12 protein-coding genes and 3 tRNA genes are annotated in these 17452 nt (G+C 46.0%); 11 read left to right on the forward strand and 4 right to left on the reverse strand.

What is annotated here, in order from left to right; translation table 11 throughout:
* The first annotated feature begins 112 nt into the window (after positions 1-112).
* The 3 genes from H065_RS0115085 (at position 113) to H065_RS0115095 (ending at position 359) form a co-directional block, all read left to right on the forward strand.
* Positions 113-187: transfer RNA gene (locus H065_RS0115085), tRNA-Gly, on the forward strand.
* 4 nt (positions 188-191) lie between these two features.
* A tRNA-Arg gene (locus tag H065_RS0115090) sits at positions 192-268 on the forward strand.
* A 17-nt stretch (positions 269-285) separates the two neighbouring features.
* A tRNA-Pro gene (locus tag H065_RS0115095) sits at positions 286-359 on the forward strand.
* 353 nt (positions 360-712) lie between these two features.
* Here the strand turns inward: H065_RS0115095 and H065_RS0115100 are convergent.
* From H065_RS0115100 to H065_RS0115120, 4 genes are all read right to left on the reverse strand, one after another.
* On the reverse strand, positions 713-1330 hold the full coding sequence (locus H065_RS0115100; protein ID WP_017813917.1) for a DedA family protein: 618 nt from the start codon (positions 1328-1330) through the stop codon (positions 713-715).
* Positions 1331-1969: 639 nt separating this feature from the next.
* Positions 1970-3376, reverse strand: a complete 1407-nt coding sequence (locus H065_RS0115110) for a sensor histidine kinase (protein ID WP_017813919.1) — start codon at positions 3374-3376, stop codon at positions 1970-1972.
* Positions 3363-4070: a response regulator transcription factor gene (locus H065_RS0115115; protein WP_017813920.1), complete on the reverse strand. Its 708-nt coding sequence runs from the start codon at positions 4068-4070 to the stop codon at positions 3363-3365. Before H065_RS0115115 ends, H065_RS0115110 begins: the two co-directional genes overlap by 14 nt.
* Positions 4071-5561 (reverse strand): hypothetical protein, encoded by a 1491-nt coding sequence (locus H065_RS0115120; protein ID WP_017813921.1) that lies wholly within the window; start codon positions 5559-5561, stop codon positions 4071-4073. It lies immediately after the preceding gene.
* Between the two features lie 632 nt (positions 5562-6193).
* Here H065_RS0115120 and H065_RS26040 point away from each other — a divergent pair.
* From H065_RS26040 to H065_RS0115160, 8 genes are all read left to right on the forward strand, one after another.
* Positions 6194-7090, forward strand: coding sequence for a copper amine oxidase N-terminal domain-containing protein (locus tag H065_RS26040; protein WP_017813922.1), 897 nt, complete (start codon positions 6194-6196; stop codon positions 7088-7090).
* A 634-nt stretch (positions 7091-7724) separates the two neighbouring features.
* Positions 7725-9008, forward strand: a complete 1284-nt coding sequence (locus H065_RS0115130) for an ABC transporter substrate-binding protein (protein WP_017813923.1) — start codon at positions 7725-7727, stop codon at positions 9006-9008.
* Between the two features lie 159 nt (positions 9009-9167).
* Positions 9168-10097, forward strand: a complete 930-nt coding sequence (locus H065_RS0115135; RefSeq protein ID WP_017813924.1) for a carbohydrate ABC transporter permease — start codon at positions 9168-9170, stop codon at positions 10095-10097.
* The gene (locus H065_RS0115140; protein ID WP_017813925.1) at positions 10090-10914 is read left to right on the forward strand and encodes a carbohydrate ABC transporter permease; all 825 of its coding nucleotides are present in this window, start codon (positions 10090-10092) and stop codon (positions 10912-10914) included. Before H065_RS0115135 ends, H065_RS0115140 begins: the two co-directional genes overlap by 8 nt.
* Positions 10915-11274: 360 nt before the next feature.
* Positions 11275-14361 (forward strand): beta-galactosidase, LacZ type, encoded by a 3087-nt coding sequence (gene lacZ / locus H065_RS0115145; protein ID WP_017813926.1) that lies wholly within the window; start codon positions 11275-11277, stop codon positions 14359-14361.
* Positions 14362-14652: 291 nt separating this feature from the next.
* A complete protein-coding gene (locus H065_RS0115150; protein WP_026136259.1) occupies positions 14653-15249 on the forward strand; it encodes an esterase/lipase family protein in 597 nt (198 codons plus the stop codon).
* A 171-nt stretch (positions 15250-15420) separates the two neighbouring features.
* Positions 15421-16218: a helix-turn-helix transcriptional regulator gene (locus H065_RS0115155; protein ID WP_238557971.1), complete on the forward strand. Its 798-nt coding sequence runs from the start codon at positions 15421-15423 to the stop codon at positions 16216-16218.
* Positions 16219-16357: 139 nt separating this feature from the next.
* Positions 16358-17374: a proline dehydrogenase family protein gene (locus tag H065_RS0115160; RefSeq protein WP_017813929.1), complete on the forward strand. Its 1017-nt coding sequence runs from the start codon at positions 16358-16360 to the stop codon at positions 17372-17374.
* The last annotated feature ends 78 nt before the right edge of the window (positions 17375-17452 follow it).

Raw genomic sequence — 17452 nt, forward strand, 5'->3', positions numbered from 1 at the left:
TCCCGTCGGTTCCGCCATTTTTTCTAAGTTATTCATTAGTGAATACATAGTGGAATGACATTGATAGCCGGATTGGTTATCAATATTATTTTTTGTAAGGCTTAATTTGTTTGCGGACGTGGCTCAGCGGTAGAGCATCGCCTTGCCAAGGCGAGGGTCGCGGGTTCGATTCCCGTCGTCCGCTCCAATATGCGCCCTTAGCTCAGCTGGATAGAGCGTTTGACTACGAATCAAAAGGTCAGGAGTTCGAATCTCTTAGGGCGCGCCACTTTTATTACTGTATATCGGGATGTAGCTCAGCTTGGTAGAGCACCTGGTTTGGGACCAGGGGGTCGCATGTTCAAATCGTGTCATCCCGATTGAATATATAATGTGCTTGAATATTCTCAGGACATTATATATACCAAAACACCTCTCCTATTGTTCTTTTGTCTTACGACATAAGTGAACAGTAGAAGAGGTGTTTTTTTATATTTTATTTATATTTTAAATGACTGACTGGTGTGCAAAAAAGCCGATCCATGACTAAATTAGGAATCGACTTTTTTGTGTTTTATTTATTCGTTTGAGTTTGACTGCTCTGTTATCTGACAGTTCTATTACATCTTCAAATATGGTAATGAGATATTGATTGTGATGAAGATAATATTGCTTGAAAGTGCTTGAAGTGATTATTGAATGATAGCATACTGTCCTGTATACAAGTTGGGGTTTATTTGACACTGGCTTTTTTGTTACGACGTACGAACCAGATGATCAGACTAATTCCTGCTACAGCAATAACCGCATAAGCAATATTAGAGTAAATATCCATAAAATTCGTGATGGAATGCCAGTTCTCTCCAAGAGCAGCCCCAACTGTAACTAGAATAGTATTCCAGATCACTGTACCGATTGTAGTGAACAGCAGAAATAGTCCAAACTTCATATTGGACATACCGGCAGGGATAGAGATTAGACTGCGTACCAGTGGGATCATTCGGCAAAAAAGAACAGTCCAGTATCCATATTTATCAAACCAGGCATCTGCACGGTGAACATCTTCTTTTTTGATACGCAGGATATGGCCCCAGCGATCAATAATTTTCTCTAGACGTGCGACATCCAGGGCGCGGCCGATACCATATAAAATGACCGCTCCAGCCACAGAACCGATTGTAGCAGCAATGATGACGCCGATTACCGTCAGAGAAGAATTGGTAGTCATAAAACCGCCGAAGGGAAGCACAATTTCCGAAGGGATCGGTGGAAAGACATTTTCCAAAGCAATAATAAACGCTATTCCGATATATCCGTATTCCTCCATAAAGCTTGTAATCCAGTTTTGCAAAATAAACCTCCTCTAATATCATCACATAGGGCATTGATTATTTGCTGAGTTTATGTAATAATATACATTTGTATAATAATTGGCTTGTTTAGAATATACAATATAAGAGAAGCGCATGCAAAATTTAAGTTTTGCATGCGCTTTTTTGACATTTCTATAAGGTTCAAAGCATAATTGCGACTTGGTATCTTGGTATCTTGGTATCTTGGTATCTTGGTATCTTGGTATCTTGGTATCTTGGTATCTTGGTATCTTGGTATCTTGGTATCTTGGTATCTTGGTATCTTGGTATCTTGGTATCTTGGTATCTTGGTATCTTGGTATCTTGGTATCTTGGTATCTTGGTATCTTGGTATCTTGGTATCTTGGTATCTTGGTATCTTGGTATCTTGGTATCTTGGTATCTTGGTATCTTGGTATCTTGGTATCTTGGTATCTTGGTATCTTGGTATCTTGGTATCTTGGTATCTTGGTATCTTGGTATCTTGGTATCTTGGTATCTTGGTATCTTGGTATCTTGGTATCTTGGTATCTTGGTATCTTGGTATCTTGGTATCTTGGTATCTTGGTATCTTGGTATCTTGGTCTCTTGGTATCTTGGTCTCTTGGTATCTTGGTCTCATTAATTATAATTCAAAGTCAATCATTACGATTATCTTCTGGCAGCAGGGGCAGGGTCACGGTTATGGTAGTTCCGGTACCGTATTCACTTTCGATACGGAGCTGTCCGTTATGCAGACGAACAATCTCTTTGCTGATAGCGAGTCCGAGTCCGCTACCGGACATTTTGGAACGGCCTTTGTAAAAGCGTTCTCCGATCTTATCCATGTCTTCCAGCGGTATACCTTCTCCATAATCCTGTACAGTGATACAGACCTGTCTCTCCTGGCGTACAGCAGTCAGCAGCACTACTCCATTTTGCTTGGAGAATTTAATAGCGTTATCGATCAGATTCACGAATACTTGCTTGAGACGATTCAAATCTGCTTCTATCGGCAGCATTTCCCGGGTTAAATCTGTCTTAAGTGTTACATTGCGTTTGTTGCCGGTGTAGCTGTATTGAAGCTCCACCTCTCGAAGCAGCTTATGCAGATCGGTGGCTGTACGGCGCAGCTGGATTTCACCAGACTGATATTTGGAAAAGTCGAGCAGGTCTTCTACCAGTCCGATCAATCGCTCGGTCTCCCCGTTAATCACCTCAAGCCCCAGCAGGGTCTCTTCTTCGTCTTCTAGGCCACCGACAACCAGTGTCTCGCCCCACCCCTTGATAGAGGTCAGTGGAGTTCGCAGCTCATGAGAGACAGTGGAGATAAAATCATTTTTCATCTTTTCACTTTTGGAGAGTTCTTCATTCATATGATTAAGTGAATCAGCGAGTGTACCCACTTCATCATTATATTTGCGAACTGCTCTGGCGGAGAAATCGCCTGTAGCCATTTGACGGGAAATGACAGTCAGTTCTTTGACCGGATCGATGATTCGCCGTGCAATAATCAGGCTAAAAGCAAAGCCCAATACGATAACGACGATCCCAATCGCAACTGCCCAGCCGATCAGTATAAATACAGCCTTATACAGTGGCTCTGTAGATACAGAGAAGCGCAGCACGCCGATTACCTGACCAGAACTGGTAAGTGGGCTGGATACTGCCATAATTCGCTGCTCAAACAGCGGAGAGAAGCCGGTATAATTACCGATGCCTCCCTGTAGCGCTGTCTGTACATCCTCGGTATCAATATGCTCGGGGGAAGAGAATCCATAGGAGTCGATCACGGTCTGGCCTTCCAGATTTAATACTTCTACCCGGCTGTTCTCATTGGCAACCAGATTCTCCAAAATATATCGCGCCCGGTCAGCCAGCGGATATCCATCCATGAATTGATTGGAAAAGGTAGTCGCCGTTACTGCGCGTGACTGCATGATCTGCCTTGCGCTGCTGAAATAATACGAGTACACCGCAAAGGCAAATACAGCTTCCAGCAACAGTACGATAGCCAGCAGCAGCACACCAATCTGAAATAGCAGTCTGGCTTTAATTCCTTTCATGATGCGTGTCCTTCCTCCAGAGATAACCATATCCCCATACAGTCTCTATATATTCGGGATGCGCATCATCCTTTTCAATCTTCTGACGGATCCGACGAATATTTACGTCTACCGTCTTCATATCACCTGTAAAAAAGTTGCCCCACACTTCATTTAGGATATCATCACGGTGTATGGCCTTGTTGGGATTCTCCATAAGCAGTCGGAGAATATCGAATTCTTTGGGAGTCAAAAGAATCGTCTGCTCGCCACGCATCAGTTTACGCTGATCGAGCAGCAGCTGAAATGGATGACTGATCAGTACATGTTCTTCCGGAATCTCTTCAGCCGGGCGAAGACGCCGATACAAGGAGTTCAATCTGGCAACAAGTTCTCCGGGACTGAAAGGTTTAACTATATAATCATCAGCACCCAGATCAAGTCCATGAATCTTGTCATTCTCCTGTCCTCTGGCAGTTAGCATAATAATGCCCATCCGGGAATTGAGTCTGCGCAGGGAAGAACATACTTCCAGTCCGCTGATTCCTGGCAGCATCACATCAAGCACAGCCATATCAATATCGGAATGGGTATGAATAGTGGTCAGCGCATCTTCACCGGTTGCGGCTTCGACAACGTCAAAGCCGGCGCGTTTAAGATTGATCCGTACAAAATCACGAATCGGTTTTTCGTCTTCAAGTATGAGCACTTTCACTTACTGCGCCTCCTTTCCCGGAATAACCCCGTTATTGCCTGCAAGCAGCAGAACTTCGGATACATTTAGACGAAGCTTTTTATACTGCTGCAGGGCTTCGCCTGTCAAATGGCTGCTGTGGTTGGGCAGCAAGGCGACACTAACCTGAGGAGTAGTCCCGGTCATTGCTGCACTGATATGTTTTAGGACCACATAGGCTTCTTTCTGTTTTTTGAGCTTCTCTTCGAGAATTTTCCAGTCTGACTGGGGAATCTGCCGCAGAACGAGCAAATCTGCGGTAGGCTGGCCGCTTTTTGGATAAATAAAACGAATCTCGTTTTGTGCATTAACTGCATTGTCCGAAAGCTGAATACGATACTGTCCCAGCCAGCGATCCGGAATACGGAAATCATAACCCCATTGTTCAAACCGATCCTGTATAAAGGTCAGATGCCGATCTCCATCCCATTGATAGTACGTACTAATGTAGGGTATGACCAGCGGTGGCATATTTCCTGTACCCGGTGGTACGGTTAGCAACACTGTCTCGGTAATTCCATCACGGTTCACATCTTTGCTCTCTGTTGGGTATTCGGTGGCAGATACCTTATCCATATGAACCGGAGCAGTACTGTCATCCGGTTTGCTCAATGGAAGAGGCTTCCGTTCGGCAATTGCACCCGATACAGAACCCGAAGACGTCAGAACATTTGCTAACGTATGCTTATCCCATACAAGCAGGGCGGTATAAGAAGAGTGGGTTCCTGCCGGTATACTCAGGAACAGTCCCGTACGGTTGTTGGCTGCGGCCCGTCTCATTTGCATGCTGGTCACCATTCCATCTACATTACGTGAAGCAAGCTTGATAATCTTGCTGTCCTGACTGCCAAACAGAAGTATCTGTGAATTAAGTTCTGCAGGATTCTGAGAATTCGTTACATTCTCAAAGGGAGGAACGAGAGCGATTTGTGACAGCCCGCTTCCATCCATATCTCCTACAGCTATAAGATCGTAGGTACGATTAAATACCTGAGAAGCTTTGAAATTACTGTAGGAGTATACATACAGTTCTTTGGGCAGTCCGTTTCCGCCACCGGCAAATCCAAGCAGCAAATAGGGAGATTTCTGGCTGGCTACCGGAAGAATCCCGACATAGTCAATATTCAGTCCACTATGTGTAATAAGATCAGCTTGTTCCCATATTCCGTTTTGCTGATGCAAAATAAGTACATTAATTTCATAATCAAGCTGGCTTTTTTTGTAAAAGGCGATTAATTCCTGTTGTCCGTCTCCATCCAGATCAGCCAGACGAATGGCACTGCCCTGATCATAGGAGGCGGGTATGGTCAGCCGGTATCCGGCAGGAAGAAAAGGCTGTACGGCTTTGAATAACGTCTGCTCTTCATTGGTACGATTCGGAGCGTGCAGCAGGTCGCCGGGAGAGACAATCTGGCTGCAGCCGGAGACGATCAGAAGGAGCATGCACAGACCGATTAATTTCATCATTTTCATGGATAGGCCCCTTTCACCTTTATTATACCTGCGGCTGAGCCGGGCTGTCCTCTAACACTGGCAATGACCTGAGATACAGGTATGAATATAACATAGTTACTGTATTATATCGGCTGTATACCAGAAAATAAGAATGGCCGAGCACAGGCCATTCCTGTCTCGACCATGAAAATGAAGTGAATCCAATACAGGCATCAGAGAAAAAAACCTCCGAATCGGAAACAATTTTCCTGTTCCGTCTGTCCTTTTATTGTTGCTTATACGCCAAATCCGGTATCGCGGAAATCACAGGCGTACCGACCCGGAGAAAATAAGTGCTGTTAACAGAATGAGAAATTGGGTGGACGGCAGCGATTCATGACTCATTCTTCCAAAAGGATTCATTTGAATGTGTATCCCGACAGTTGGACTGTCGATATCATTGTAAAATGAAAAAGATGGAAAAGAGTTACAGACCGGTTAAGTGCGAATCTACGGGGTTACATGCTTTGCCGGTAAAGTATAGCGGATACTTCGCTCAATTAGTAGTTAAGGCATGAAAGGTGGTAAGATAAAAGTGGCATGTGGAATTGAAGTTTGTTTGGTTTAATAATGTACAACTGACTGTATGATGATCAATGGAGGAATCGGATATGATCAAAGCATTTTCCAGACTGGCATTATCAGTGGTAGTAGCTCTCGGTATAGGAGCAGGAACCGTACAGGCCGCTGTTCCCGATATTCAGGTTATCGTTAATAATTCAACGGTATATGCCGGCGTAGAACCGTATGTGGAAAAGGGCACCACTATGATACCAATCAAAGCCCTGCAGTACATACCAGGTAATTCAACAATTTGGAATAATACGACCCAGACGGTGACGGTCAGCCAGGATGGTACGGTAATCAAACTGGTGATCGGACAGACAACAGCGACGATCGGTGACCGTACCGTGACTCTGCCGGTTGCGCCGTCCCTGCGAAGCGGACGTGCAATGGTACCGCTGCGTTTCCTGGCAGAAGCTGCACAAGCAGCAGTCAGCTGGAATCCTGCAAGCCGTACAGTCTATGTGGCCAAAACGCCACCACAGCTTATCCAGCAGGCCAATGGAAACAACCTGGCGCTGGGTCGCGAAGCAGCAGTGAGTATGCCGCGAATCAGCAAGCTGAAAAGCTATGCACCGTCGGACGACAGCAATGCAGGCTATACGTATTATTTCCCGGAAGGACAAAGTTTCCCGTTCTTTGAGCAGCGCGGCGATGTCATCTCGTATTATGAAATGCAGGATAATCATAGTGAATTAGTATGGACCGCCAAGCTGAACATGAACCAGACTTCCACTTCGCCTATCTTCTTCCTGCCTTATGTAATGGCATCACAGGCAGGTACAACGCCAAGCATCACAGGCCGGGTCGCTTTCTATGATACCCTGCCCATTACTGGCGCGACGCGTTCCGGATATATCAGTCCGGCTGCGCCAGCCACAGGTGCAGGCAGCAATCAGGCACCAGGTCGATTTGGCAATATTACCGGAGAAGTCAAAAAATAAGTGTAACATTCAAGCAGGATATCATAATTTGTAGTAAGTATTCACAGCAGAATAGTTCAATGTGCTGTGGAATCTATACAGCCATGTGCAGCAATCCGAACAGATTTCACGATGCATCTGCCAAAAGACCGGATCCAGGAAGATATATGCCTGGATCCGGTCTTTTTTTGCTAGGAAATCAACTCCGATGTAAGAGGAGTTGAAGTTGAGCTTTAGGCAAGAAAACATTTGAAGCCATTCAAAAAGGTACAACAAGCGTAATAGGCGTTACAAGCAGAACATACGGTAAAGCGAAGCAAAGTAGGAGTTCCATTTTATTTACATAAAAGTATCCGTTTACATTTATTACAGTTCAATATATTAAAATTTTACCAATACCTAAAAAAAGTACAAATGATAACGCTATCATTTTGAAGAGAACCAACGATATCACAAATCCGTACAAAGATATTCCTAACGGGAGAACAGAGCGTGATGATAAGATAAATTCATAAACAAGCAAACGCTTTCAACTTGGCGAGACACAACGTTCAGGCATTGCATGAAAGCCGTAATGCTTCCATACCGGCGCATTCCCATCTGGGATAACGTGGTATACAGATGCACATCATACAAAGAGCAGGGGTTGAACAGAATGAAAAAATTGATGTTCCTTTTACTGGCAAGCGTACTGTTATTGTCCGCATGTTCCGGCGGTGGCGGTAACGCAAGCTCTGACCCGGGTAAAAAAGAAATTACTGTCTGGGCATGGGATCCGAACTTTAACATTGCCGCATTGAACCTGGCAAAAGAGAAATATATGGCGGCACATCCTGATGTGAAGATCAACATCGTGGAGAATGCGCAGGCTGATATCGTACAAAAGCTGAACACGGGTCTTAACTCCGGTACAACTAAAGGCTTGCCAAACATTGTACTGATCGAGGATTATCGCTCACAGGGATTCCTGCAAGCGTATCCAGACGCTTTCCGTGATATGTCTTCTTCGATCAAAGCTACTGATTTTGCCGACTACAAAGCTGGTCCTACTGGCTATGAAGGCAAGCAATACGGCGTACCTTTCGATTCCGGTGTAACCGGTCTGTATGTACGTACAGATTATCTGGAACAAGCGGGCTACAAAGTAGCTGATCTGCAAAACATCGATTGGGATCAATTTATCGAAATCGGTAAAAAAGTAAAAGCGGCAACAGGTAAAGACATGCTGACACAGGATCCAAATGACCTTGGTCTGATCCGTTCCATGATTCAGTCCGCAGGCAGCTGGTACCTGAAAGAAGACGGTAAAACTCCTAATATCGCAGGTAACGAAGCTCTGAAAAAAGCTTTGGAAACCTACAAAGCGATGTACGATGCGAATATCGTTAAAGCCAATTCCGACTGGAGCCAATTCCTGGCTGCATTCAACAGCGGCGCAGTTGCTTCCGTACCTACAGGTAACTGGATCACACCATCTGTCAAAGCTGAAGCTTCCCAATCCGGTAAATGGGCAGTTATCCCATTCCCTGTACTCAAAGGTGTAGCTAACTCTGTACATGCTTCCAACATTGGTGGTGCTTCCTGGTATGTTATGAACGTAGACGGACAGGACACTGCAGCAGACTTCCTGAAATCCACATTTGGTTCGGATAAAGATCTGTATCAGGATATGCTGACCAAAATCGGTATCATCGGTACACTGAAAACATCTTCCGAGAACGAAGCTTATGACAAACCAGATGAATTCTTCGGTGGACAAAAAGTATACGCTGATTTTGCAAAATGGACAAAAGAAGTACCTAACGTCAACTACGGTCTGCATACGTATGCAATCGAAGATATCATGGCGGTAGAAGTACAAAACTATCTGAGCGGTAGCAAAGATGTAGATACAATGATGAAAGATGTACAGGCACAGGCTGAAGCCCAGCTGAAATAATTCATCAACAGCATGAATGAATCGGGAGATAAAACCTTGGGCTTAAACGTTCAAGGTTTTATTTTTCCTTATGGATAGGTATATGGATAGGTGTACAACCCGCAAGTAAGCAAACCATACAGATAAGGCAAACCGGCGATATGAGGGAGATGAGACGATATGAAGACAGCAGATCCTGCTCTGAATACAGGCAAAAAAGCGACTCGCGCCCGGATGGGCAATCGTGTGAAAGAAGGCATAACGGGCTGGACGTTCGTTGGAATTGCCGCATTACTGATTTTTATCTTCTTTTTCTATCCAATGATCCAGGCCCTGATTCTGTCTTTCCAGACAGGAACAGGCATGAACTTGAAATTTAACGGCTTTGATAACTATACACGACTGTTCACAGACAGCATGTTCCTCACAGCCGTCAAAAATACATTCATTTATCTGATTTTCCAGGTTCCGCTTATGGTCATTCTGGCACTGTTCATCTCGGTGCTGCTAAACGATAAAAACCTGAAATTCAAAGGATTCTTCCGTACGGCGATCTTCCTGCCGTGTATTACATCGCTCGTTGCTTATGCGGTTGTGTTCAAATACCTGTTCTCTTCGGACGGACTGGTTAATGCGATGCTGCTCAACTTGCACCTTACGAATACCCCTATCGATTGGATCACTGATCCATTCTGGGCAAAAGTAACGATTATTATCGCTATTACATGGCGCTGGACCGGCTATAACATGATCTTCTATCTGTCGGGCCTGCAAAATATCGACAGTTCCATTTATGAAGCAGCCCGTATCGATGGTGCTTCAGCAATTCGTCAGTTCTTCAGCATCACGGTACCACTGCTCAAGCCAATCATTCTGTTCACATCGATCACATCCACGATCGGTACCCTGCAGCTGTTCGATGAAGTCGTGAATATTACCAAGGGTGGACCGGGTAATGCGACAACGAGTATCTCGCAGTATATCTATAACCTGTCCTTTAAATATTCACCGGACTTTGGTTATGCGGCAACCGTATCGTATTCGATCGTTATTATGATCATCATTCTTTCCTTTATCCAGTTCAAAGTGGCAGGTGAGCGCAATGGCTAAAACAAAATTAACATTTACGTATCTGTTCCTGATCGTTGCTGCATTTGTCTCGATCTTCCCGTTCTTCTGGATGATCGTCAGCTCGACCAACCTGTCTGTAGAAGTGACCGGAGGCAAACTGCTGCCCGGTGCACATCTGATTGATAACCTGCACAAATTAACCGAATCGGTGGATATCTGGAATGCGATGTGGAATTCCGCCAAAATCGCAATATCCACGACCATTCTGGCCATGCTAATCGCTTCGCTGGCCGGTTATGGATTTGAAGTATATCGCAGTAAAGCCAAAGACATTGTCTTCAACATTTTGCTGTTGTCCATGATGATTCCGTTTGCAGCCCTGATGGTGCCGCTGTACCGGATGTTGGGACAAGTCACCAACTTTATTCCGTTTATCGGAATTGATACACCGGCAGCTGTCGTTATTCCAACAATGACTACAGCATTCCTGATTTTCTTCTTCCGCCAGAGTACCAAGATGTTCCCGAGAGATCTGCTGGAAGCCGGACGTATGGATGGACTGAGTGAGCTGGGACTATTCTTCCGCGTGTATATGCCAACGATGAAGACATCCTATGCTGCAGCTGCGATCATTACCTTTATGTCCAGCTGGAACAACTATCTGTGGCCGCTCGTTATCCTGCAGACACCGGAGAATCAGACGATTCCACTGCTGATCTCCAATCTGGGTTCCAGTTATTCCCCGGATTACGGTGTAATCATGATCGCGATCGTAATTTCCACACTGCCAACAGCGCTTGTATTCTTCCTGATGCAGAAGCACTTTGTAGCAGGTATGGTAGGATCGGTGAAATAATTACAACTGATGTGGTAAACAGAGAGGCAAATGCAGTACTTCAGCCGCTTTGGTAAAATAGCTGTTTTGAAGAGCTGCTGTGAAGGGTCGGATATATTGAATTTCCTTTGACAGGAAAAATATCCGACCCTTCAATATGATTATTTGGCAAATTCGTTGGTATAACATGCTGTATGAACAAGAGATTCAGGCCATGCAAATACAGGAATAGACACAGCCAAAAGAGTTTTTCAAGAATGAACTATGTAGTTTGTATGAGAATATGGAACAATACATGATGCGATTTTATTATATTAAAAGTGCAGTGCAGAGAAATATATAATAAAAATGACTGAAACAAATAGGATGGAGTGATCAGATATGAATAAAACGACATGGGTACAGGATAGAGTAACCTCTCCTTCACTGGATTGGCTCAGTGATGTAAGTGTATTTGCGGTAAATCGGTTATGGGCGTACTCCGATCATAAATATTATGCGACGCTGGCACAGGCTCAAACACGCGGAGCAATGGAGTGGCGTCATAGTCTAAATGGTAGCTGGAAGTTCAATTATGCGGTGAATCCGTCCAGCCGTCCGCAGGGATTCTATGAGCAGGGTTTTGCCTGTGCAGGCTGGGGAGATATTCAGGTACCGGGTCATATCCAGACGCAAGGGTATGGACAAATGCAGTATGTGAATACAATGTATCCATGGGATGGTCAGGAGAATCTGCGTCCACCGATGATCTCGCAGGAGTCCAATCCGGTAGGCAGTTATGTGAAGCATTTTTCTTTACCGGAAAATATGAAAGCGGGACAGCCTGTCTATATTTCCTTCCAGGGTGTGGAATCAGCATTTTATGTATGGCTAAACGGACAATTTGTCGGTTACAGCGAAGACAGCTTTACACCGTCGGATTTTGATCTGACTCCGTACATACAGGAGGGCGAAAATAAGCTGGCCGTCGAAGTATACCAGCGCAGTACGGGAGCATGGCTGGAAGATCAGGATTTCTGGCGCTTCTCCGGTATTTTCCGCGATGTATATCTGTACACGGTGCCGGAAGTGCATGTGCGTGATCTGCATGTAAATGCCGGGCTGGACGATCAGTATACACAAGGCCAGCTGGATGTGAAGCTGACACTGGAGCAGGGACAACCTTCTGCAGGTGCACGCGTTGGGCTAGAGCTGCATGATCATGCAGGACAGATTGTCTGCTCCGGTGAGAGTACATTCACGGATACTGCCGGTGGAGCACAGGCTTCTTTTGAAGCTAAGCTAGAGACGGTAACTGCCTGGAGCGCAGAGCATCCTTATCTGTATACACTCTATATCACGGTATACAATGCGGCTGGTGGAGTAGTGGAGGTTATTCCACAGCGTGTCGGCTTCCGCCGATTCGAGATGATCAATAAGGTAATGCATCTCAATGGCAAGCGTATTGTCTTCAAAGGTGTGAACCGCCATGAGTTCAACTGTCGTACCGGACGTGCGGTAACCGAAGAAGATATGCTGTGGGATATCCGTACGATCAAGCAGAACAATATGAATGCGGTGCGTACCTCTCACTATCCAAACCAGACGCGCTGGTACGAACTATGCGACGAGTACGGCATTTACCTGATCGACGAGATGAATCTGGAGACACACGGCTCCTGGCAGAAGATGGGCGCTGTAGAGCCGTCCTGGAATATCCCGGGCAATCTGCCGGAATGGCAGGACATCGTTATGGATCGGGCGATCTCGATGGTAGAACGTGACAAAAACCATCCATCGATTCTGATCTGGTCCTGTGGTAACGAATCCTATGCCGGTCAGGTGATCCTGAATGTAGCGGATTATTTCCGGGAAAAAGATCCAACACGCTTGGTACATTATGAAGGTGTATTCCACAATCGTGATTACGATGCCACCAGCGATATGGAGAGCCGGATGTATGCCAAACCGGCTGATATCGAAGAATATCTGAACAGCAATCCATCCAAGCCGTATATTAGCTGTGAATATATGCATGCCATGGGCAACTCTGTCGGCGGCATGCACAAATACACGGAACTGGAAAATAAATACGACATGTACCAGGGCGGCTTTATCTGGGATTATATCGATCAGGCCGTTATGAAGAAAAATCGCTACGGCGTCGAATATCTGGCTTATGGTGGAGACTATGATGACCGCGCAACCGATTACGGGTTCTGTACAGACGGAATCGTGTATGCGGATCGCCAAGTATCTCCAAAAATGCAGGAAGTGAAATTCCTTTACCAGAATATCAAGCTGACTCCCGATCAGGGCGGAGTACATGTACGCAACGAGAATCTGTTTGAAGGAACAGATGCCTATCAGCTACTGTATCGCTTGAACCGCAACGGGGTACAGGTCTATGAGATGCTGATGGATGTACAGGTAGCTGCTGGACAGGAAGGTTATGTAGAAGTGAAAATGCCGGATGTCTCCGGCCAACCAGGTGAGTATGCGATCCACACATCGCTGGTACTGAAAGCAGATCAGTTGTGGGCGGAATCAGGATATGAAGTATCCTTTGGCGAGTATGTATTTGTAGTAGAAGGCGAGCAGGATGTTCCTGTATCTTCAGGAGAGATGCGTGTCGCTGAAGGAGATGTGAATATCGGTGTTCACGGCAATGGATACAGTATTATGTTCTCCAAAGGAGCCGGCAGCCTGACATCCCTGCGTTACGGTGGACGTGAATATATCGCTGCTCCGCCAGTACCGATGTTCTGGCGTGCCACAACCGACAATGACAAAGGAACTGCTCAAGGCTACACTTCCGGAGCATGGCTGGCAGCTAGCCTCGCACGACGCTGTACTCACGTGGAACTCCAGCAGGAGCAGGATCGTGTCACAGTCACATTCCAGTACATGTTCAGTATCCATACAGATGTGCGTATGACAACAGCCTATACGGTGCATTCGGATGGAAGCTTGCAGGTGAAATCACGCTATACCGGCGCTGCAGGACTGCCGAATCTGCCGATTGTGGCACTGTCCTTCAAGATTCCGGCAGACTACCATCATCTGGACTGGTATGCTATGGGACCGGATGAGAACTATATTGATCGCGCCTTTGGAGCAAGATTGGGACATTTCCGTAATGATGCAGCTGATAATGTGTCGGGTTATGTGGTTCCTCAGGAATCGGGCAATCGTACAGGAGTACGCCGGGTCGATATCATGAATGACGAGCAGTATGGTCTGCGTCTGACAGCTCCGGCTTCTGCGCCGGTGGAATGCAATATTTCCCCGTACACAGCGATGGAACTGGAAAGTGCAGCCCATGTCTACGAGCTGCCTGAAGTTCATTATACGGTCGTTACGGTAGCCGGCAAGCAAATGGGTGTCGGCGGTGACGACAGCTGGGGAGCTCCGGTACATGAAGAGTACCAGATTCCGGCAGATCAGGATCTGGAGTTCGAATTCACGATTCGTAATCTTCGTCCGTAAGTATGAATCAAAACAGTATGAATATACGAAACCGCTGAAGCAAATTCTTCAGCGGTTTTTTATTACTATTGAATATGTGTTCGTTGTCATCGGTAGTCTTGATCTGGTGAAATCAAGGACACAATCCTATTTATTACATCAATTGACAAATATAAAGTTTTACTTTATATTTAGTTTGTTCGTTTTATTCCTAAATTGATTGGTGGTGTATATAAGAATCAATAGTACGCAAATAATACATATTTATTCAAATCATACAGAATGGGAGCAATAAAAAATATGCGTAATTTTATGACTACAATCAAGTTCACTATGTTGGCAGCCCTGCTGTCCACTATTTTCTGCCTGCCGGTATTTACTACACAGGCTTCAGCCGCAACTACCCACACACCGGTTCTTTTTGTGCATGGATTGGGAGGATCATCCAGCAACTTTATGTATATCAAGAGCTACCTGCTGAGCCAGGGATGGACGCAAAATGAGCTGTACTCTATCGATCTGCCAAGCAAAAATGGTACACAGGTTATGAATGCTCCAGCTATCCGCAGTATGGTGGATGATATTCTTGCCAGAACAGGCAGCTCCAAAGTTAATATTATCGCTCACAGCATGGGCGGCGCCAACAGTCTGTACTATATTCTCAACTACGGCGGCGCAGAGAAAGTCGATAAGCTGATCACACTCGGTGGAGCCAACCGTCTGACGACAGGTACAGCACCTGCAGGTATCAATATGACTTCCATCTACAGCATCAATGATCAGGTTGTCAGCAACTATCTGTCCATTGTGGATGGTGCGAACAACATCCGTATCGCTGGTGTCTATCATGTAGGGCTGATCTTCAACTCCTATGTGAACAGTCTGATCCTGAATGCTTTGCAGGAATAGAGCAGACAAGCAATACCATTTACCGTTATCCAGAATCGTATAAATATCATCCATAGTGCCCACAGGCATGGGAATGATCGTACAATCCGGCCGCTGGTCAGGGGAACCCCTTGACTGGCGGCTTTTTGCTATCCATACTATTCGTCAAAGGAGGTGCGTACCGTGGCTGATATGACATTTTACCGTCATCCGGATTTGCCTTTTCTCGAAGCCAAGCAATGCGCAGCGGACGATCTGGCTTATCACAAGCATTTTCATGAAGAATATTCAGTGGGATGGATTGAACGGGGACAGACGAAGGCCTGGTGTGATGGCACATCCATGCTGGTCGAGGAAGGGCGGGTGATCAGCTTTCCGCCGCAGATGCTGCATGCATGTCATCCGGATCGTGGACTGGATTGGCAGTATCAGATGCTATTTATCCAGCCGGAGTGGTTGCAGGGACTGGAGCAGCGAGAGATGGAAGCTATCGATATTCCCTATCTGCTGTCTAATGGCAAAAATGAAATGTGCAGAAATTATATTCGCCAAATCATGCAGCAGCTGCGACAGCAGGACAATGCGCTGACAATAGAAAGTGGACTGATCGAACTGCTGCAGGCACTGACGGGAGCAGAGCCTGGAGATATGAATCACGAACGTTCTTATCGCCATGATCATAAATACATAGGACGGATTCGCGATTATCTAAATGCGCATTTTAATGAGAAAATTACGCTCACTCAGCTGGAACAGGAGATGGGGATCAGCCGCTTCCATCTGATTCGTCTGTTCAAGCAATGGAATCATCTGCCACCGCATCGGTATCAGAATGTACTGCGGATCAATTATGCCAAAACAGAGCTGGCCCGTCAGCGTCCGATCGCCGATATTGCTTTGGAAGCGGGCTTCTATGACCAGAGTCACCTGACACGATTGTTCACCCGTATGGTCGGTGTAACACCGGGCCGGTACAGCTTGTCGATCTAGGGTTACTGTCCGGTGCATATGGGTTATTCTATGCTAAAAGCAATCATTGCAGAAATTCCAGCTTAATAGCAATTTTGTACAATCCTTATCCATGGCGTTCCGGTATGCTCGGGAATAGATCAGGAAAGGGGAGTATATCATGAATACAACTATACGCAATCAGGCGCTGGAGAAACAGCTATCCGATGCGCTAAAATCTATCGCTCGCAGACAGGATATCAAGGAATATATCGATCAGGACCCGCTGATGAACCGATTGCTGAGAAAAGCAGCCGACCGCTATGTCACCGGGGAACATCGTTCACAGGCACTGATCACAGCGAAGCAGCTGGAGAGCGAAGGTTATGCCGTTTCGCTCGAATATATCGGGGAAAATACAGACAATGCGGCAGCATGCGAGCAGGCGGTGGAGGAATTAACTGCGCTGATCGATGAAGCCGGAAAAGCGAGTGGAAGCACCCGGGTATCTTTTGACCTGTCACATATCGGATTGCTGCTGGATACCAACGTAACTCTTCAGTATCTGCTGAAGCTGGCCAGACAGGCTGAGCCCAGAGGAGTAGAACTATTCATCAGTATGGAAGAGTCCGCCAAAACAGATCGCATTCTGTCTGTCTATACCCAGGCAGTGAAGCAGTATCCGGAGCATATCGGGATTACCCTGCAGGCTCATCTGCACCGAACACCGGAAGATGTGACTTCCAGGCTGCCTGTCGGTGCCCATGTACGGATCGTCAAAGGTGCCTACCAGGAGCAGGAATCGATTGCCCTGCCACGCTCTGAGGAACTGGATACACGTTATATGAAACTGGTAGAAGATGTACTGCAGCAGGGCTGCCGAGTATCGGTAGCTACACATGATGAAGTATTGATCGATCAACTGCTGGCAAAAGCGCAGATATCAGAAGCAGAAGGTTATCTGGAATATGAACTGCTGTATGGTATTCGTCCGGAGCTGAGCCGTCGTCTGCTGGACCATGGCTATCCGGTACGGATCTATCTGACCTATGGTCATGAGTGGTACCTGTATCTGTGCCACCGGATTGCGGAGTATCCACCGAATCTGTTCCAGGCCGTCGTGGATATGGTGAGCGAGGATCAGCCTGACTTTGTACAGCAGTATGTGGCAGAAGGAATCACTACTTCGCCCCAATAAATTAAAAAGCAGGCTGTTTCCCCGTAAGGGACAGCCTGCTTTTTGATGTGAAGAATAGGGTGCTGGATGTCAGCGATC

Origin of the sequence: Paenibacillus shenyangensis, from assembly GCF_000346635.1 — a bacterium.
In the GTDB taxonomy this organism is placed as follows: domain Bacteria; phylum Bacillota; class Bacilli; order Paenibacillales; family Paenibacillaceae; genus Saccharibacillus; species Saccharibacillus dauci.

Excerpts from the sequence above, each read along its gene's own strand:
- H065_RS0115110 (WP_017813919.1), bottom strand. The coding sequence starts at position 3,376 with ATGAAAGGAATTAAAGCCAGACTGCTATTTCAGATTGGTGTGCTGCTG.
- H065_RS0115120 (WP_017813921.1), bottom strand. The coding sequence starts at position 5,561 with ATGAAAATGATGAAATTAATCGGTCTGTGCATGCTCCTTCTGATCGTC.
- H065_RS26040 (WP_017813922.1), top strand. The coding sequence starts at position 6,194 with ATGATCAAAGCATTTTCCAGACTGGCATTATCAGTGGTAGTAGCTCTC.
- H065_RS0115130 (WP_017813923.1), top strand. The coding sequence starts at position 7,725 with ATGAAAAAATTGATGTTCCTTTTACTGGCAAGCGTACTGTTATTGTCC.
- H065_RS0115135 (WP_017813924.1), top strand. The coding sequence starts at position 9,168 with ATGAAGACAGCAGATCCTGCTCTGAATACAGGCAAAAAAGCGACTCGC.
- H065_RS0115140 (WP_017813925.1), top strand. The coding sequence starts at position 10,090 with ATGGCTAAAACAAAATTAACATTTACGTATCTGTTCCTGATCGTTGCT.
- lacZ (WP_017813926.1), top strand. The coding sequence starts at position 11,275 with ATGAATAAAACGACATGGGTACAGGATAGAGTAACCTCTCCTTCACTG.
- H065_RS0115150 (WP_026136259.1), top strand. The coding sequence starts at position 14,653 with ATGACTACAATCAAGTTCACTATGTTGGCAGCCCTGCTGTCCACTATT.
- H065_RS0115155 (WP_238557971.1), top strand. The coding sequence starts at position 15,421 with ATGACATTTTACCGTCATCCGGATTTGCCTTTTCTCGAAGCCAAGCAA.
- H065_RS0115160 (WP_017813929.1), top strand. The coding sequence starts at position 16,358 with ATGAATACAACTATACGCAATCAGGCGCTGGAGAAACAGCTATCCGAT.